A 16,161-nucleotide genomic window follows, 5' to 3' on the forward strand; every position below is an offset into this window, starting at 1 on the left:
TCCAGCGAGGTCGGCGCGTGCACCGACAGGTCGTGGTCGCAGCGCATGATCATCTCGCCGATCATCCCCTGCAGCCCCATGCGCTGGCCGTCCTCCGGGCTGTAGATGCGCGCCACCAGCGGGTGGCGCACCACGTCGGCGCTGGTCAGCCGCGCGAATGCAATCCCCGGCACGCGCCGCAGCACGCGCTCGGCGTCGATCAGGCCCGACAGTTGCGAGCGCGGCAGGTCGATCTGGCTGACGTCGCCGGTGACCACGGCCTTGGAGCCGAAGCCGATGCGCGTCAGGAACATCTTCATCTGCTCCGGCGTGGTGTTCTGCGCCTCGTCCAGGATCACGAAGGCGTGGTTGAGCGTGCGCCCGCGCATGAAGGCCAGCGGCGCGATCTCGATCTGCTGGCGCTCCAGCGCCTTCTGCACCGCCTCGAAGCCCATCAGGTCGTACAGCGCATCGAACAGCGGGCGCAGGTAGGGGTCCACCTTGGCCGCCAGATCGCCGGGCAGAAAGCCCAGCCGCTCGCCGGCCTCCACCGCCGGGCGCGTCAGCACCAGCCGCTGCACGGCGCTGCGCTGCAGCGCATCGACCGCGCACGCCACCGCCAGATACGTCTTGCCGGTGCCCGCGGGGCCGATGCCGAACGTGATGTCGTGCCCGGCGATGGCGGCCAGATAGCGCGCCTGGTTGGCGGTGCGGCCGCGGATCTCGCCGCGGCGCGTCTGCAGCACCGGCGCGGCCGGGTCGGCCTGCGGCTGCGGGCCGTCGCCGGCCAGCATCAGCTGCACCGTCTCGGCCGGCACCGGGTCGCGCGCGATCTCGTACAGCGCCTGCAGCACCTCCAGCGCCTGCGTGGCGGCGGCCTTGCGCCCTTCGACGCGAAAGTGCCCGAAGCGGTGCGTGATGCGCACCTGCAGCGCCGCCTCGATGGTGCGCAGGTGCGCATCCAGCGGGCCGCAGACGTGCGCCAGCCGGCTGGCGTCGGTGGGGGTGAAGGCGTGGCGCAGGATCAAGGCGGATAATCCCCGGGCGAGGTGGGCTGGCGAGGGCGCCGGCCTGACGGGCCCGGTCGCCCTGGCGGCGGTCGGGCGCGCAGCGGCGCAAGGTGGGGCAATGATAGGCAAATTGACGGGCACCCTGATCGACAAGCAGCCGCCGCAGATCCTGGTGGACTGCGGCGGCGTCGGCTACGAGGTGGAGGTGCCGATGAGCACCTTCTACGGCCTGCCGGCGCTGGGCCAGCCGGTGGCGTTGCTGACGCATCTGGTGGTGCGCGAGGACGCGCAGCTGCTCTACGGCTTTGCCACCGCGGCGGAGCGCGCGGCGTTTCGCGAGCTGATCAAGATCGGCGGCGTCGGCCCGCGCATCGCGCTGGCGGTGCTGTCGGGCCTGAGCGTGGCCGAGCTGGCGCAGGCCGTGGCGGCGCAGGAGGCCGGCCGCCTCGTCAAGATCCCCGGCATCGGCAAGAAGACCGCCGAGCGGCTGCTGCTGGAGCTGCGCGGGCGTCTCGCCCCCGACCTTGGGCCCGCGCCGTCTGGCGCGCCGCTGAACGACGCGCAGGCCGACATCCAGCAGGCGCTGCTGGCGCTGGGCTACAGCGAGCGCGAGGCCGCCGCGGCGCTCAAGGGGCTGCCCGCCGGCGTCGGCGTGGCCGAGGGGATCAAGCTGGCGCTGAAGGCGCTGGCACGGTAATGTCAGTTGGAGGCGGAGGGGCGTATGGCGAAATATACATTTCTCGATTTGGCCGAAGAGGTTTTGAAAGCATCTGGAGTTGCGCTTGCGCCGTCGGAAATATGGAAGAAAGCGGTTGAGAGCGGGTTGTCGGAAAAACTGAAGACCCAAGGGAAAACTCCCTGGATGACCTTGGCAGCAAGGCTTTATGTTGATACCAAAGATAATCCTGATACGAGATTTGTTAGGCTGGGAGAAAGCCCTGTTTTGTTTGGTTTAAAGAGTGCTGGGTACCAGTTGGAAAAGGCTGAGGATATTTCGGAAAAAGAAGATGTTTTTCTTGGTGGCACTAAAAGTATCAAGGAGCGTGACCTGCATCCCTTTCTTGCCTATTTTGCATTTTTCTATTTGGACAGGGTTTATGTAAAAACCATCTACCATGAAAAATCTTTGAAAAAAAGTTTTAGCGAGTGGATGCACCCAGATCTGGTGGGGGTTCGATTTCCGGAGATGGGTGATGGAGCGCTGGAGCTTGCTCGCGCCACTGGATCGCTGCCTATTAGATTGTTTTCTTTCGAGCTCAAGGTTGGTCTCAACTTCTCTAATCTGAGAGAGGCTTTCTTTCAGGCTGTAAGCAACTCCTCGTGGGCAAACTACGGCTATCTCGTGGCCGCAGAAATCAGTGATGATCAGGAGTTTCGCTCTGAGCTGAGAAGATTGTCGGATGCTTTTGGTATCGGCGTTATTAAACTTGATTTAGAGAGTCCTGATGATTCTGGTGTGGTCTTTCAAGCCCGCGAGCGGGAGGTTCTTGATTGGCATTTTATAAATAAATTAAGCCATCTTAATGAAGGTTTCGCCAGGTTTTTGAACGACGTAAAGATTGATATTGATGGTAAAAAGATACACAAAAATGAGTATGATGAGGTGGAGGAAGATGTCGATCAACTGAAAAGCAAACTCGGTCCGAAGGGGAAAAAATGACCATCGAGACCGACGACTTCGCGTTCGCGCCGCGGCAGCGGCTGGTTTCGGCGGCGCCCGAGTCCAGCCGCGAGGAGGCGCTGGAGCGCGCGCTGCGGCCCAAGGGGCTGGACGAGTACGTCGGCCAGGCCAAGGTGCGCGAGCAGCTGGAGATCTTCATCGGCGCGGCCAGGAAGCGCGGCGAGGCGCTGGACCACGTGCTGCTGTTCGGCCCGCCGGGGCTGGGCAAGACGACGCTGTCGCACATCATCGCGCACGAGCTGGGCGTCAACCTGCGCCAGACCAGCGGCCCGGTGCTGGAAAAGCCGCGCGACCTGGCGGCGCTGCTGACCAACCTCGAGCCCAACGACGTGCTGTTCATCGACGAGATCCACCGCCTGTCACCGGTGGTGGAGGAAATCCTCTACCCGGCGCTGGAGGACTACCAGATCGACATCATGATCGGCGAGGGGCCGGCGGCGCGCTCGATCAAGCTGGACCTGCAGCCGTTCACGCTGGTGGGGGCGACCACGCGCGCCGGGATGCTGACCAACCCGCTGCGCGACCGCTTCGGCATCGTGGCGCGGCTGGAGTTCTACACGCCGGAGGAACTCTCCCGCATCGTGACGCGCTCGGCCGGGCTGCTGGGTGCGCCGATCGAGCCGGAGGGGGCGCTGGAGATCGCGCGGCGCTCGCGCGGCACGCCGCGCATCGCCAACCGGCTGCTGCGCCGCGTGCGCGATTACGCCGAGGTCAAGGGCCAGGGCCGCATCACGCGCGCCATTGCCGAGCGCGCACTGGCGATGCTGGACGTGGACCCGCTCGGGCTGGACCTGATGGACCGCAAGCTGCTGGAGGCGGTGATCCACAAGTTCGACGGCGGCCCGGTGGGGCTGGACAACATCGCCGCCAGCATCGGCGAGGAGCCGGGCACGATCGAGGACGTGATCGAGCCCTACCTGATCCAGCAGGGCTACCTGCAGCGCACGCCGCGCGGCCGCTGCGCGACGCTGGCGGCGTACCGCCACCTGGGCGTGGCGCCGCCGGCGCAGGGCGGCGCCACGCTGTTCGACGACGAAGGCGCCTGACCGGCGTCATTGCCCGGCCGCCCCGGGGGGTCAGGCCGCGGCCTGCTCGTCGCGCGGGCCGGCCTCGTCGGCTTCCTCCAGGTGGCGCGTGTCGCCCCACGACAGCAGCGCAAAGCCGCTGTCGGCGGTCCACAGCAGCCGGTGGATGGCCGCGTTGCCCATCGCCCAGGCGCGTGGCGCCTGCAGGTCCACGCGGTTGGCGATGCGGTACAGGATGTCGAGCACGCCGCCGTGCGCCACCACCGCGATCGCCTGCCCCGGGTGGCGCGCGGCCAGTTCGGTGAAGGTGGCGTGCACGCGTGCGTGCACGTCCAGCAGCGACTCGCCCCCCGGCGGGGCGAAGTCCGGCACGCGCGCCTTCCACGCACGCACCACGTCGGGGTGCGCCTGCTCCAGCTCGGCCCAGGTGCGGCCCTGGAAGGCACCGAAGTGGCGCTCGCGCAGGCCGGGGTGCGTCTGCACCGTCAGTCCGTGCGCCTGCGCCAGCGGCTCGGCGGTGGCGCGCGCGCGGCTCAGGTCGCTGCTGTAGACGGCCGCCAGCGGCTCGTGCCGCAGCGCCAGCGCCACCCGCTGCGCCTGCCAGCGGCCGGTGTCGTTGAGCGGAATGTCGAGCTGGCCCTGGATGCGGGCGTCGCGGTTCCAGGCCGTCTCGCCGTGGCGGATGGCAAACAGGCGGGTAAGCAGCTGCATGGGGGGGCTTGCGCGGGCGGGCGTTGACCCTAGAATGGTACGCGCGCCGCAGGGCGCATCGCCCGCATCCCGCCCATCGAAGGCCCATCCCCATGAGCAGCAGCGCTTTCCAGAAAGAAGTCGACGAACGCACCAACCTGACCGGCTCGAACAAGTTCGAGATGCTGCTGTTCCGGCTCGGCAAGGCGCCCGGTACGCAGCAGTCCGAGCTGTTCGGCATCAACGTCTTCAAGATCCGCGAGATCGTCGCGATGCCGCAGATCACCGCGATGGCCGGCGCGCCCAAGCACGTGCTGGGCATGGTCAACCTGCGCGGGCAGGTGATCCCGGTGATCGACCTGCCGGCGGTGGTGGGCTGCACGCCCGAGACCGGTCTGAACCTGATGCTGGTGACCGAGTACGCGCGCTCCACGCAGGGCTTCGCGGCCGAGTCGGTGGAGGACATCGTGCGGCTGGACTGGAACCAGATCCTGGCGGCGGACAACACCGCCTCGGTGGCGCGCGGGCTGGTGACCAGCATCGCGCGCATCGACGACGGCCAGGGTGGCACGAAGCTGGTGCAGATCCTGGACGTCGAGTCGATCCTGCAGAAGGTGATGCCCAACGAGCAGGTCGAGGTCAAGCAGGATCAGGTGGGGCCGGCGGTGCGGCTCAAGCCCGGTGCGGTGGTGCTGGCGGCGGACGATTCGTTCGTCGCGCGCAGCATGATCGAGGCCGAGCTGAAGGCGCTGGGGCTGCCGTTCATCATGACCAAGTCGGGCCAGGAGGCCTGGACCACGCTGCAGGAGATCGCCGCCGACGCGCGCGCCAAGGGCCAGCCGGTGCAGGAGCGCGTGGCGGTGGTGCTCAGCGACCTGGAGATGCCGGAGATGGACGGCTTCACGCTGACGCGCAACATCAAGGCGGACCCGGCGCTGCGCGTCATTCCGGTGGTGATTCACTCGTCGCTGACCGGCGACACCAACGAGCGCCACGTGCAGCGCGCCGGGGCCGACGCCTACGTGGCCAAGTTCGCCGCCAAGGAGCTGGCCGACGCGCTGCGCAAGGTGCTGGCCAGCGCCGAGGCGGCGCTGGCCTGAGCGGGGCGACGGCGGCGGGAGGGGCTCAGCGCGGCTGCTCGATGACGACGCGCCGCGGCCCGGCCGGCGGCTGCGGAAAGCCGTCCAGCGCCGCCTGCAGCAGCGCGCGCCACAGCGCCGGCGCATCGGCCCACGGGCCGTCCTGCGTGGCGCGCGTCTCGTAGACCACCTCGCCGCTGCGGCGGTCGCGCACCGTCAGCGCCACCTCGCGCACCCAGTAAGGCGGGCGCACCTGCCACTGCAGGCCCAGCGACGTGACGACGCCGCGGCCGACGACGATCTGGCCGTACGGCATCCAGCCGGGGCGCGGCTCGGGGGCGTCCCACGGCGCGTACGGGTACTTGACCGAGCGCGCGACCAGCTGCACGCCCCACGGCACGGCGCTGGCCGCCGCCCCCGGCGCCGCCTCGGCGCGCTGCAGGCCGTGGCTGGCCAGCACCTCGGCGGCGAGCGCTTCCAGCTGGTCCTGCTCACGCGCGGCGTCGCCGCCGCGCTGCGACGGCAGGCGCTCGAAGACGTAGCGGTCGCCGGCGGCCGGCCGCGCCGCGGCCGGCCACGCCGCTTCGCTGCGCACCGTGTGCTCCAGCCGCAGCGTGCCGGCGCAACCCGCCAGCAGCGCGGCGGCCAGCACGATCGGCAGCCACGTTCGTCGGGTCGGGGCCATCGGTCGTCTCCCCTCGGGGGTCAGTCGGCCGGCGTCAGCGCGAACACGCGCCGCCCCGTTGCGGCCGGCGGCTGCGCCACGGCGGTCTCATCCCCGTCCTCGTCGGCCTCCGCGCCGGGCGGCGCGGGCAGCTCCTCCTCGTCGAAGGCGAGGTCGCCGTCGGCCTGCGGGCGCCCGGTGGCGCGCACGCCGGCGAAGTCGTACAGCCCGCGGTCCATCAGGTGGCTCGGCACGACGTTCTGCAGCGCCTTGAGCATGTTGGCCACGCGGCCGGGGAAGCGCCGGTCCCACTCGCGCAGCAGGTCGCCGACCTGCTTGCGCTGCAGGTGCTGCTGGCTGCCGCACAGGTTGCAGGGGATGATCGGGAACTGGCGCACCTCGGCCCAGCGGATCAGGTCCTTCTCGGGCACGTAGGCCAGCGGGCGGATGACGACGTGCTCGCCGTTGTCGCTGACGAGCTTGGGCGGCATGCCCTTGAGCCTGGCGCCGAAGAACATGTTGAGCAGCAGCGTCTGCAGGATGTCGTCGCGGTGGTGGCCGAGCGCGATCTTGGTGGCGCCCAGCTCGCGCGCGACGCGGTAGAGGATGCCGCGGCGCAGCCGGCTGCACAGGCTGCACATCGTCTTGCCCTCGGGGATGACGCGCTTGACGATGGAGTAGGTGTCCTGCGTCTCGATGTGGAACGGGATGCCCAGGCTCTTGAGGTAGTTGGGCAGCACGTCGGCGGGAAAGCCCGGCTGCTTCTGGTCGAGGTTGACGGCGATCAGCTCGAAGCGCGCCGGCGCGCGCCGCTGCAGCCGCATCAGGATGTCCAGCAGCGAATAGCTGTCCTTGCCGCCGGAGAGGCAGACCATCACGCGGTCGCCGTCCTCGATCATGTGGTAGTCGTCGATGGCCTGGCCGACCAGGCGGCACAGGCGCTTTTCCAGCTTGCGGTTTTCGAACGCGACGTCCATCGGTGTGTCCGGGCAGAGACGGCGGCCGCCGCGGGGGCGCGCGCCTGGGGGGCGCCGAGGCGCCGGCCCAAGGGGTGATTGTCCCGCAAACCGTGCGCGCGCGCCTACCACTGGCCGCATTCCATGCGGATGGCGACCTCGCAGTCGTCGAAAATCTCAAGTTTGGCGATGCGCACGCGCACGCCGATGACGCCGGGCAGCTGCAGCAGCCGCGTGGCCAGCTTGCCGATCAGCGTCTCCAGCAGGTTGACGTGCTCGGCGGTGCACTCGTCGATGATGATCTGCCGCACCTTGCGGTAGTCCAGCACGTGCCGGATGTCGTCGTCGTGCGGCTGCAGCGGCTGCCAGCCCTGGTTGAGCTCGGCGTCGACCTGGATCGGCTGCGAGCGCTCGCGCTCGTGCTCGAGGATGCCCAGGTTGGCGTGGAAGCGCAGCCCGGTCAGCGCCAGCACCTGGCGGCCGATCTTGTGCTGGGTGGGCGGTGCGCCGTTCATGGCCGCCCCAGCGCGATGCGCTCGACGCCCACCGCGTCGCAGTCCGGATAGACGTCGGGCTTTTCGGTGCGCACGCGCGCGGCCAGCACGCCGGGCTGCGTCATCAGCCAGGCCAGGATGGCGTCGCACAGCGTTTCCTGCAGCTCGAAGTGGCGTTCGGCGGCCATGGTGCGGATGGTGTCGCGGATGACGTCGTAGTCGAAGGTGGCGTCGAGGCGGTCCTCGCGCGCGTGCGCCTCGGCCAGGTCGACACAGGCGTCGACGTCGATGCGCAGGCGCTGCGGCCCCTGGCGTTCGAAGGCGTGGACGCCGATGCGCACCGGCAGGGTCAGGCCGCGCAGCGACAGCAGGCGCGCGTGGCGCGCGAGCTCCGGCTCCAGCGCCGCAAACGCCAGCAGCAGCGAGGGGTTCATGGGGCGAGTCCGAGGTCGAGGGCGAACATCACGTCGCGCGCCAGCCCGAGCCGGTGCTGGCCGTTGTCCACCGGAATCACGCAGCCGTTGATCCCGGGCGTGCGCGCCACGTGCACGACCGTGCGCGCGATGTCGGCCGGCTCGAGCGGGCGGCGCAGCAGGTTGACCCGGCGCGCGCGCTCGAAATTGTCCAGCGTTTGCGGGCCGCTGACGTAGCTCAGACCCGGCGAGACGCCGCAGACGCGCAGCCACGGCGCGTACGCCTGGGCCTGCAGGCCCACGGCGCGCTCCAGCGCCAGCTTGCTGAGCGTATAGGTGAAGTAGTCCGGGTTGAGGTTGTGCACCTTCTGGTCGAGGATGTGCACGACGCAGGGGATGTCGGCGGCAGGCGCCTGCGCGCCGGCTGCGCGCCGTCGCGCCTGCGCGGCAAACGCCTGCGTCAGCCGCAGCGGCGCCAGCAGGTTGGTCTGCAGGTGGCGCTGCAGGCCATCGGCCGTGTAGGTCCAGCCGTCGTCCTCGACGAATTCGGAGGCGTTGTGGACGATGCATTGCAGCTGGGCGAGCACCGCGGTCGGCAGCGATGGCAGCAGCGCGTCCACCGCGGCCGGATCGGCCAGATCCGCGCGTACCTGCTCCACCGGCGAACCCTTGGCCTGCAGCTCCTGCGCCAGCGCCGCGGCGGCCTGCTGCGAGGAGCGGTAATGGATGACCACCCCCCAGCCAGCCTCGGCGAAGGCCAGGCACACTTCCCGTCCGAGGCGGGCGGCGCCGCCCGTGACCAGGGCCCACGGAACCGCCTGTCGCGGCGAGCGTGCAGAATCCGTGCTGGACATCATGCCGGCGACTATAAACGACCCCCACTTCACCCCGGCCGCCCCTGCCCTGTCCGCCGTCCTGGCGGCCTTGGACGAAGCGGGCGGCTGGCTGCCGTTCGACCGCTTCATGGCGCTGGCGCTCTACAGCCCGCGGGGCGGCTACTACGCCGGCGGGGCCGGCGGCATCGTCGGGCGCGGGCCGCTCGATGGCAGCGACTTCGTCACGGCGCCGGAGCTGAGTCCGCTGTTCGGTGCCACGCTGGCGCGCCAGGTGGCGCAGGCGCTGCAGGCCAGCGGCACCGCCGCGGTGTGGGAGTTCGGCGCCGGCAGCGGCGCGCTGGCCGCGCAGGTGCTCGCGGCGCTGGACGCGCAAGGGCGCGCGGACGTCGCCTACCACATCGTGGAGGTTTCGGGGGCGCTGCGCGCGCGCCAGCAGCGCCGGCTGGCGCCGTGGGCCGCGCGCGTGCGCTGGCACGAGCGGCTGCCTGCGGTGATCGAGGGCGTGGTGCTCGGCAACGAGGTGCTGGACGCGATGCCGGTCACGCTGCTGCAGCGAGCGGGCGGCCTGTGGCACGAGCGCGGGGTCGCATGGGACGCGGCGTCGGGGCGCCTCGTCTGGCAGGACCGCCCGACCGACCTGCGCCCGCCGTGCGCGATCGACGGCGCGCACGACTATCTCACCGAGATCCATCCGCACGCCGAGGCGTTCGTGCGCACGCTGGCGCAGCACCTGCGCCGCGGCGTGGCGCTGTTCCTCGACTACGGCTTTCCGGAGCACGAGTACTACCACCCGCAGCGCGCGCAGGGCACGCTGCGGTGCCACCGCGCGCACCGCGCCGACGACGATCCGCTCACCGACGTCGGCGCCAAGGACATCACCGCGCACGTCAACTTCACCGGCATCGCGCTGGCGGCGCAGGAGGCCGGGCTGGAGGTGCTCGGCTACACCAGCCAGGGGCGCTTCCTGCTCAACGCCGGCCTGGCGGCGCTGCTGCAGGAGGCCTCGATCGCCGAGCGCGCGATGGCGGCCAGGCTCGTGCACGAGCACGAGATGGGCGAGCTGTTCAAGGTGCTGATGCTGGCGCCGCCGGCCAGCGCCGCCGGTTGGGTGCCGATCGGCTTTGCCGCCGGCGACCGCACGCACACGCTGTGAGCGCGGGAGCGAGGGGCGATGCTGCGCTGGCTGCTGGTGACGCTGCTGGCCCTGGTGCTGATCAACGGCCTGTGGCCGTGGCTGAGGCGCCTGGGGCTGGGCAAACTGCCGGGGGACTTCGCATTCCGGCTGTTCGGGCGCGAGTGGTACCTGCCGCTGGCCAGCACCCTGCTGCTGAGCCTGCTGGCCGCGGCGATCGCGCGTTGGGTCTAGCCCCTGCGGGGATGTGCCCGGGCCGAGCCGGGGTCGACTGCCTGCCGCGATACGGTTGCGGGTATGGCTTGAAGACCGTCGGACCGACCCCACATCAGGGTCGAAGCGATGCGCCGGCGGCGTGCCGGGCGGCGCGTCCTCCCGTCGAACCCGATCCACCGCCTTGGAGCACCTTGCCATGAGCGCCGAGACCCTGCACGTCGTCTGCCCCCACTGCCACACCACCAACCGCGTGCGTGCCGACCAGCTCGACCGCGCGCCGGACTGCGGCCGCTGCCACCAGCCGCTGTTCACCGGCCACCCGGTGGCGCTGGACGAGGCGGCCTTCGAACGCCATGTGACGCGCAGCGACCTGCCGGTGCTGGTGGACTTCTGGGCGCCCTGGTGCGGGCCGTGCCGCATGATGGCGCCGCACTTCGAGGCCGCCGCGCGCCAGCTGGAGCCGCACGTGCGCCTGGCCAAGGTCAACACCGAGGACGAGCAGGGCCTGGCGGCGCGCTTCGGCATCCGCAGCATCCCGACGCTGGCGCTGTTCGTCGGCGGCCGCGAGGTCGCGCGCCAGCCCGGCGCGATGGGCCAGGCCGACATCGTGCGCTGGGTGCAGGCGGCGCTGGCGGCGCGGCGCTGAGGGGACCCTGCTCCCGCGGGGGTTGGCACGGCGTCCCGCCCCCCGTACACTGCCGTCCATCCAGGATGACGGCAGGGGCAGGGCATGGCGCACGGCGTCGGTTGGCGTGGCATCGGACGCGTGGTCCTCGGGCTGCTCCTGCCGGTCGTGCTGGCCGGCTGCGAGCGGCCGCCGGCCGCGCGGCTGCCCGACTACGGCCCGCGGCCCGCGATGGCGGGCAAGGCGCAGTGGGTGCTGGCGGTGCACCCGCTGCACAACCCGGCGCTGCTGCACGAGCGCTACGGTCCCCTGGTCGACTGGGCCAACGCCCGCCTGGCCGACGTCGAGCTGCGGCTGGAGGCTTCCAGCGACTATGCCCACTTCGAGAGCAAGCTGCGCGGCCGCGAGCCCGAGCTGGCGTTGCCCAACCCCTACCAGACCGTGCAGGCGCTGGCCTGGGGCTACCACGTGGTCGGCAAAGTCAGCGGGGATGAGGAGTTCCACGGCGTGGTGCTGAGGCGGCGCGGCTGGCAGCCGCCGGCGCCGGGCGAGCCGATCCGCGTCAGCTGCCCGGCGCTGACGGCGCTGGCGGCCTGCATGCTGCCGCGCTGGCAGCTGCACCAGGAGGGGCTGGACCGCACGCACCGCCTCAAGATCGAGGTGGTGGGCTCGCAGGAGTCCAGCATCCTCAACGTCGCGCAGGGGCTGGTCGATCTGGCCTTCACGTGGCCGCCGCCGTGGCGCCTGTTCCAGCAGCGCGAGCCGGCGGTGGCCGCCACGCTGGAGGTCTACCGGCGCACGCCGGCGCTGGTCAACAACGGCCTGGTGGCGCGTGACGATCTGGATCCGCGCACCGTGGCCGCGGTGGTGCAGGCGCTGGTGGATCTCGCCGAGGATCCGGAGGGGCGCCGGCGACTGCAGCAGGCCGGGCTGGCAGGGTTCGAGCGTGCCGACGACGAGCGCTACGAACCGGTGCGTCGCTTCCTGCGCGACTACGAGCGCGCGTTCGGGAGCCTGCCGTGAAGGGGCTGGCGCCGCCGACGGGGCTGCGGCGCCTGTGGCGCTGGCTGTGGCAGGTGTCGTTCCTGCGCCGCCTGGCGCTGTCGATGGCGCTGCTGCATGTGCTGGTGCTGGCCGTCACGCTGGCCGACGTCGGCCGCCGCGGGCTGGCCTCGCGTGCGGAGCTGGAGCGCCAGGCCGTGCTGCAGGAGGCGCGCCAGCTGGCCGCCGCGGTGCGCCACGGCGTGCTGGCGCGCGACCTCGGGCAGCTGACGGAGCAGGTCGACGTGCTGCGCAGCGCCGGCCATCTGCGCTACGCGATGGTGCTGGACACGCAGGGGCGGGTGCTGGCCCACACCGCGCCGGTGCTGGCCGGGCAGTACGTGGTGGACGACTTCAGCCGCTCCCAGCTGCAGCGCCGCGATGCGCTGCGGCCGTTCGTGGCGCAGGAAGCCGACGAGCTGCTCGACGTGTGGGCGCCGGTGTGGCACGGCAGCTCGCTGGCCGGCTGGGTGCGCATCGGCCACGACCTGCAGCGTCACGCGCTGGATCCGTGGACGGTGCTGCGGCAGGGCTGGTGGTACGGCCTGCTGACCGTGGCCGCCGGGCTGCTGCTGGCGGCCGGCATCGCGCGCAACCTCGGGCGCGATCTCGGCCGCCTGCAGGCGCTGCTACGCCGGGTGCGCCAGGGCCACCTCGACGAGCGCATCGCGGTGACGCGCCAGGACGAGCTGGGCGAGCTGATGGAAGGCGTCAACCGCACGCTGCAGCGGCTGCAGGCCGACGAGGCCGAGCTGCGCCGCACCGGCGCGACGCTGGCGCGCGAGCGCGCTTACCTGCGGGCGGTGCTGGGGTCGATGCGCCAGGGGGTGCTGGCACTGGACGCCGACGGCCGCGTGCAGCTGTGCAACGCCACGCTGCTGCGCCTGCTGGGGCTGTCCGGCGGCCCGGCGGCCTGGCAGGGGGTGCCGCTGGCGCGCCTGCTGCAGGCCAGCGCGCTGCCGGCGTCGGCCTGGCGCGACGACGAACGCGCCGCCGCCGCGCCGGCGGCGTCGGGCTCCGAGCCGCCGTCGGTGCAGACCGCCATGGGCGGCGAGCCGCCGGTGGCCGGGGCGGACGGGCGGCTGTTGGCGCGCGACCGCGTGCCGCTGGTGGACGACGACGGCCGGCCGCAGGGCACGCTGTGGCTGGTGCGCGACGTCACCGACGAGCTGCTGGCGCAGGAGCGGCTGCGCTGGCAGGCGCTGCACGATCCGCTGACGCGGCTGCCCAACCGGCTGCTGCTGGGCGACCGGCTGCAGCGCGCGATGGCGCGCGCGCGCCGCTCGCAGGAGCTGCTGGCGGTGTGCATGCTGGACCTGGACGATTTCAAGCGCGTCAACGACGTGCTGGGACACGAAGCCGGCGACGGCTTGCTGGTGCGCGTGGCCGAGCGGCTGCGCGGCTGCATCCGTGCCGAGGACACGGTGGCGCGGCTGGGCGGCGACGAGTTCGTGTTGCTGCTGGGCGGCCTGGGCGGCGCGGCGGAGCTGGAGCGGGCGTTGACGCGCGTGTGCGAGACCGTCGCCCGGCCGATGACGCTGCCGCAGGGCGAGGCGTTGGTGCACGCCAGCATCGGCGTGACGCTGTACCCGGTCAACGACAGCGACGCCGACACGCTGCTGCGCCACGCCGACCAGGCGCTCTACCAGGCCAAGCAGCAGGGCGGCAACCGCTACGTGATGTTCGACCTCGAGTTCAGCCAGCGCACCCAGGCCGAGCAGCGCCTGCGCGAGCGGCTGCGCGTGGCGCTGGAGGCCGACGAGCTGGTGCTGCACTACCAGCCGCGCGTGCGTCTGGCCGACGGTCGCCTCGTGGGCGCCGAGGCGCTGGTGCGCTGGCCGCAGGGCGACGGCACGCTGTGGACGCCGGACCGCTTCATCCCGCTGATCGAGCAGGACGCGCTGATCGAGCTGCTGGGCGAGTGGGCGGTGCGCACGGTGCTGCGTCAGCAGCACGCCTGGCGGCAGCAGGGCTGCGCCGTGCCGGTGGCGGTCAACATCGCGGCGCGCCACTTCCTGCGCGCCGACTTCGTCGCGCGGCTGCAACTGCTGCTGGCGGCGGCGCCCGACGTGCCGGCCGGGCTGCTCGAGATCGAACTGGTGGAGTCGGCCGCGCTGGACAACCTGGACCAGGCGGCGCGCACGATCGAGCAGCTGCGCGCGCTGGGCATTTCGGTGGCGATCGACGATTTCGGCATGGGCTACGCCTCGCTGGGCTACCTGCGCCGTCTGCCGGTGGACAAGGTCAAGATCGACCGCTCGTTCGTGATGCGCATGCTCGACGACGCCGACGACCGCCAGGTGGTGCAGGCCATCATCGGGCTGGCGCATACCTTCGGCCGCACGGTGGTGGCCGAGGGCGTGGAGCACGACGGCCTGGCGCGGGCGCTGCGCCAGATGGGCTGCGACGAGGCGCAGGGCTACGGCGTGGCACGGCCGATGCCGATGGCCGACTGGCCCGGCTGGGTGGAGCGCTGGCGCGCCGCGCCGCCTCCATGGGAGGCACCGGCGGCTGTCTCTGCCGGGGCTGCGCCGTCCTGAGCCGCCAGCGCCTGCGCCACCGCCTGCACGCGGGCGTGCTCGATGGCGGCGCCGATGCGCGGGCCGAGGTCGCGCGCGGAGGGGTGCTGCGCCTGCACCGCGGCGGCCACGGCGGCGGTGTCGACCGCCAGCGCCGCCTGCAGCGCCGCGCGCAGCCGCGCCGCCTGCGGGTAGGGGCGCGCCTCGTGGTGCAGGCGGCCGCGCGCGTCGCACTCGCACGCCAGCAGCACCTGCTCGAAGCGCTGCGGACGGCGCAGCGCATCGCAGCGCTGCAGCAGCCTCAGCGTGGCGGCGGCGCCCAGCTGGGCGCAGCGATGGATGTGGCCGTGCTCGCGCGCCACCACCTCGGCCAGCTCCTGACACTCGCGCGGCACGCGCCAGCGCGCGCCCACCTGCCGCAGCAGGCGCACGCTGCGCTCTTCGTGGCCCAGGTGGCGCGGCAGCACCTCCGGCGGGGTGGTGCCCTTGCCGAGGTCGTGACCCAGGCAGGCCCAGCGCACCGCCAGCGGCGCCTGCAGCCGCGCGGCCATGTCCAGCACCAGCTCCAGGTGCACGCCGGTGTCCACCTCCGGGTGGTAGTCGGCGCGCTGCGGCACGCCCCACAGCCGGTCCACCTCCGGCAGCAGCACACGCAGCGCGCCGCAGTCGCGCAGCACCTGCAACATGCGCGACGGGCGCGGCTCCATCAGCCCGCGCGCGAGCTCCTGCCACACCCGCTCCGGCACCAGGTGATCCACTTCGCCGTGCGCCACCATCGCGCGCATCAGCGCCAGCGTCTCGGGCGCGACGGTGAAGTCCGGCCAGCGGGCGGCGAAGCGCGCCATGCGCAGGATGCGCACCGGGTCCTCGGCGAACGCCGGCGTGACGTGGCGCAGCACCTTGGCCGCCAGGTCACGCCGTCCGCCGTACGGATCCACCAGGCGCGGGTCGTCGGGGTCGAAGGTGCCGTCGGGGCGCAACGCCGCCGCCGGCAACGCCATCGCGTTGATCGTCAGGTCGCGCCGCGCCAGATCCTGCTCCAGCGTCACGTCCGGCGCGGCGTGGAAGGCAAAGCCGTGGTAGCCGCGCGCGGTCTTGCGCTCGGTGCGCGCCAGCGCGTACTCCTCGCGCGTTTGGGGGTGCAGGAAGACCGGAAAGTCGCGTCCCACCGGCACGAAGCCGCGCGCCACCATCGCCTCGGGCGTGGCGCCCACCACCACCCAGTCGCGGTCGGCGTGCGCGCTGCCGTCCGGCCGCCGGTGCCCCACGTGAAAGTGGCCCAGCAGCCCGTCGCGCACGGCACCGCCGACGAGATAGACCTCCACCGTCAGGCGTACTTCTCGAGGATGCGCGTGGAGCGCTCGACCTCGCGCAGGGTCTGATCGTCGGCCACCGCCACCGACTCCATCACCGAGCAGGCCATCATGCGGAAGAACGCCTTGTCCATCGCCTTGCGCGCCGCCGACATCTGCTGGGCGACGTCCTCGCACGGGCGGCCGGCCTCCACCATCTCGATGAGGGCGCGCACCTGGCCTTCGATGCGCTTCAAGCGGTTGACCACGTCGCGCTGGTGTTCGCTGCGGTAGCGCGAGCCGGACGGATGACCGGCCGGTGGGGTGGCGCAGGCGCCAGGGGTGGAAGCGTCGCTCATGGGAATGAACCTCGACAGGGATGGGGATGCGGATGCGCCCAGCGCGCAGTGTGCCAAAAAAGCGCCCGCTGCGCCCGGGGCGCGGGCCGCGCGGCGGCGGTTCGTCATCATCGCGCGCCTTTTGAACCCTACCCCCTAGGGTAAAACCGG

General features: G+C 71.7%; 17 protein-coding genes and 1 pseudogene. 9 read left to right on the top strand and 9 right to left on the bottom strand.

The features are described 5' to 3' along the window. A partial coding sequence (locus tag Tsedi_RS05930; protein ID WP_143894628.1) for a PhoH family protein occupies nt 1–1,007 on the bottom strand: 1,007 nt, incomplete at its 3' end. 100 nt (nt 1,008–1,107) lie between these two features. Here Tsedi_RS05930 and ruvA point away from each other — a divergent pair. Genes ruvA through ruvB form a run of 3 tightly spaced genes read left to right on the top strand, consistent with a single transcriptional unit; the run spans nt 1,108 to nt 3,716 of the window. Beyond that, the gene (gene ruvA / locus Tsedi_RS05935) at nt 1,108–1,686 is read left to right on the top strand and encodes a Holliday junction branch migration protein RuvA (protein ID WP_143894630.1); all 579 of its coding nucleotides are present in this window, start codon (nt 1,108–1,110) and stop codon (nt 1,684–1,686) included. 24 nt (nt 1,687–1,710) lie between these two features. Further along, nucleotides 1,711–2,649, top strand: a complete 939-nt coding sequence (locus tag Tsedi_RS05940) for an HTH domain-containing protein (RefSeq protein WP_143894632.1) — start codon at nt 1,711–1,713, stop codon at nt 2,647–2,649. Continuing rightward, complete coding sequence (gene ruvB / locus Tsedi_RS05945; RefSeq protein WP_143894635.1) at nt 2,646–3,716, top strand: Holliday junction branch migration DNA helicase RuvB; 1,071 nt, start codon at nt 2,646–2,648, stop codon at nt 3,714–3,716. Before Tsedi_RS05940 ends, ruvB begins: the two co-directional genes overlap by 4 nt. A 30-nt stretch (nt 3,717–3,746) precedes the next feature. On the opposite strand, the gene Tsedi_RS05950 is transcribed toward ruvB, so the two are convergent. Next, on the bottom strand, nt 3,747–4,406 hold the full coding sequence (locus tag Tsedi_RS05950) for a histidine phosphatase family protein (protein ID WP_143894637.1): 660 nt from the start codon (nt 4,404–4,406) through the stop codon (nt 3,747–3,749). Between the two features lie 92 nt (nt 4,407–4,498). On the opposite strand from Tsedi_RS05950, the gene Tsedi_RS05955 reads away from it, so the two are divergent. Next, nucleotides 4,499–5,485, top strand: coding sequence for a chemotaxis protein (locus tag Tsedi_RS05955; RefSeq protein ID WP_143894639.1), 987 nt, complete (start codon nt 4,499–4,501; stop codon nt 5,483–5,485). Between the two features lie 25 nt (nt 5,486–5,510). Here the strand turns inward: Tsedi_RS05955 and Tsedi_RS05960 are convergent, their stop codons facing one another. The 5 genes from Tsedi_RS05960 to Tsedi_RS05980 all read right to left on the bottom strand — a co-directional run bounded on the left by Tsedi_RS05960 (nt 5,511) and on the right by Tsedi_RS05980 (nt 8,848). Beyond that, nucleotides 5,511–6,149: a DUF4136 domain-containing protein gene (locus Tsedi_RS05960; protein ID WP_143894641.1), complete on the bottom strand. Its 639-nt coding sequence runs from the start codon at nt 6,147–6,149 to the stop codon at nt 5,511–5,513. Between the two features lie 20 nt (nt 6,150–6,169). Further along, nucleotides 6,170–7,105, bottom strand: a complete 936-nt coding sequence (ttcA, locus tag Tsedi_RS05965) for a tRNA 2-thiocytidine(32) synthetase TtcA (RefSeq protein ID WP_143894643.1) — start codon at nt 7,103–7,105, stop codon at nt 6,170–6,172. Nucleotides 7,106–7,209: 104 nt separating this feature from the next. Further along, nucleotides 7,210–7,599 (bottom strand): dihydroneopterin aldolase, encoded by a 390-nt coding sequence (locus Tsedi_RS05970; RefSeq protein ID WP_143894645.1) that lies wholly within the window; start codon nt 7,597–7,599, stop codon nt 7,210–7,212. Beyond that, the gene (locus Tsedi_RS05975; protein WP_143894647.1) at nt 7,596–8,012 is read right to left on the bottom strand and encodes a dihydroneopterin aldolase; all 417 of its coding nucleotides are present in this window, start codon (nt 8,010–8,012) and stop codon (nt 7,596–7,598) included. The genes Tsedi_RS05970 and Tsedi_RS05975 overlap by 4 nt, the downstream gene beginning before the upstream one ends. Beyond that, a complete protein-coding gene (locus tag Tsedi_RS05980; RefSeq protein ID WP_246099191.1) occupies nt 8,009–8,848 on the bottom strand; it encodes an SDR family oxidoreductase in 840 nt (279 codons plus the stop codon). The genes Tsedi_RS05975 and Tsedi_RS05980 overlap by 4 nt, the downstream gene beginning before the upstream one ends. Between Tsedi_RS05980 and Tsedi_RS05985 the strand changes: the two genes are divergently transcribed. The 5 genes from Tsedi_RS05985 (at nt 8,847) to Tsedi_RS06005 (ending at nt 14,381) form a co-directional block, all read left to right on the top strand. Continuing rightward, the gene (locus tag Tsedi_RS05985) at nt 8,847–9,980 is read left to right on the top strand and encodes a class I SAM-dependent methyltransferase (RefSeq protein WP_143894891.1); all 1,134 of its coding nucleotides are present in this window, start codon (nt 8,847–8,849) and stop codon (nt 9,978–9,980) included. The genes Tsedi_RS05980 and Tsedi_RS05985 overlap by 2 nt on opposite strands. A gap of 18 nt (nt 9,981–9,998) precedes the next feature. Continuing rightward, nucleotides 9,999–10,193: a DUF2905 family protein gene (locus Tsedi_RS05990; protein WP_143894649.1), complete on the top strand. Its 195-nt coding sequence runs from the start codon at nt 9,999–10,001 to the stop codon at nt 10,191–10,193. A gap of 178 nt (nt 10,194–10,371) precedes the next feature. Continuing rightward, nucleotides 10,372–10,821 carry a thioredoxin TrxC gene (gene trxC, locus Tsedi_RS05995; protein WP_143894651.1) on the top strand — a complete coding sequence of 150 codons (450 nt, stop codon included), beginning with the start codon at nt 10,372–10,374 and terminating at the stop codon, nt 10,819–10,821. An 84-nt stretch (nt 10,822–10,905) separates the two neighbouring features. Then, nucleotides 10,906–11,823 carry a phosphate/phosphite/phosphonate ABC transporter substrate-binding protein gene (locus tag Tsedi_RS06000; protein ID WP_143894654.1) on the top strand — a complete coding sequence of 306 codons (918 nt, stop codon included), beginning with the start codon at nt 10,906–10,908 and terminating at the stop codon, nt 11,821–11,823. Nucleotides 11,824–11,906: 83 nt separating this feature from the next. Beyond that, complete coding sequence (locus Tsedi_RS06005; protein WP_425472738.1) at nt 11,907–14,381, top strand: EAL domain-containing protein; 2,475 nt, start codon at nt 11,907–11,909, stop codon at nt 14,379–14,381. On the opposite strand, the pseudogene Tsedi_RS12360 reads toward Tsedi_RS06005, so the two are convergent. Beyond that, a pseudogene (locus Tsedi_RS12360) lies at nt 14,363–15,685 on the bottom strand (multifunctional CCA addition/repair protein); the annotation flags it as partial. The gene Tsedi_RS06005 and the pseudogene Tsedi_RS12360 sit on opposite strands and share 19 nt — an antisense overlap. Before the next feature lie 2 nt (nt 15,686–15,687). After that, nucleotides 15,688–16,011, bottom strand: coding sequence for a metal-sensitive transcriptional regulator (locus Tsedi_RS06015; protein WP_143894661.1), 324 nt, complete (start codon nt 16,009–16,011; stop codon nt 15,688–15,690). Nucleotides 16,012–16,161: the final 150 nt, after the last annotated feature.

Source organism: Tepidimonas sediminis (assembly GCF_007556605.1).
Classification (GTDB): domain Bacteria; phylum Pseudomonadota; class Gammaproteobacteria; order Burkholderiales; family Burkholderiaceae_C; genus Tepidimonas; species Tepidimonas sediminis.

Bases quoted from the DNA above. Each gene is read 5' to 3' on its own strand.
- Tsedi_RS05975 (WP_143894647.1), bottom strand. From the start codon at position 8,012: ATGAACCCCTCGCTGCTGCTGGCGTTTGCGGCGCTGGAGCCGGAGCTC.
- ruvA (WP_143894630.1), top strand. From the start codon at position 1,108: ATGATAGGCAAATTGACGGGCACCCTGATCGACAAGCAGCCGCCGCAG.
- Tsedi_RS06015 (WP_143894661.1), bottom strand. From the start codon at position 16,011: ATGAGCGACGCTTCCACCCCTGGCGCCTGCGCCACCCCACCGGCCGGT.
- Tsedi_RS06000 (WP_143894654.1), top strand. From the start codon at position 10,906: ATGGCGCACGGCGTCGGTTGGCGTGGCATCGGACGCGTGGTCCTCGGG.
- Tsedi_RS05970 (WP_143894645.1), bottom strand. From the start codon at position 7,599: ATGAACGGCGCACCGCCCACCCAGCACAAGATCGGCCGCCAGGTGCTG.
- ttcA (WP_143894643.1), bottom strand. From the start codon at position 7,105: ATGGACGTCGCGTTCGAAAACCGCAAGCTGGAAAAGCGCCTGTGCCGC.
- Tsedi_RS05990 (WP_143894649.1), top strand. From the start codon at position 9,999: ATGCTGCGCTGGCTGCTGGTGACGCTGCTGGCCCTGGTGCTGATCAAC.
- Tsedi_RS05960 (WP_143894641.1), bottom strand. From the start codon at position 6,149: ATGGCCCCGACCCGACGAACGTGGCTGCCGATCGTGCTGGCCGCCGCG.
- Tsedi_RS05980 (WP_246099191.1), bottom strand. From the start codon at position 8,848: ATGATGTCCAGCACGGATTCTGCACGCTCGCCGCGACAGGCGGTTCCG.
- ruvB (WP_143894635.1), top strand. From the start codon at position 2,646: ATGACCATCGAGACCGACGACTTCGCGTTCGCGCCGCGGCAGCGGCTG.
- Tsedi_RS05940 (WP_143894632.1), top strand. From the start codon at position 1,711: ATGGCGAAATATACATTTCTCGATTTGGCCGAAGAGGTTTTGAAAGCA.
- Tsedi_RS05950 (WP_143894637.1), bottom strand. From the start codon at position 4,406: ATGCAGCTGCTTACCCGCCTGTTTGCCATCCGCCACGGCGAGACGGCC.
- Tsedi_RS05955 (WP_143894639.1), top strand. From the start codon at position 4,499: ATGAGCAGCAGCGCTTTCCAGAAAGAAGTCGACGAACGCACCAACCTG.
- Tsedi_RS05985 (WP_143894891.1), top strand. From the start codon at position 8,847: ATGCCGGCGACTATAAACGACCCCCACTTCACCCCGGCCGCCCCTGCC.
- trxC (WP_143894651.1), top strand. From the start codon at position 10,372: ATGAGCGCCGAGACCCTGCACGTCGTCTGCCCCCACTGCCACACCACC.
- Tsedi_RS06005 (WP_425472738.1), top strand. From the start codon at position 11,907: ATGGCGCTGCTGCATGTGCTGGTGCTGGCCGTCACGCTGGCCGACGTC.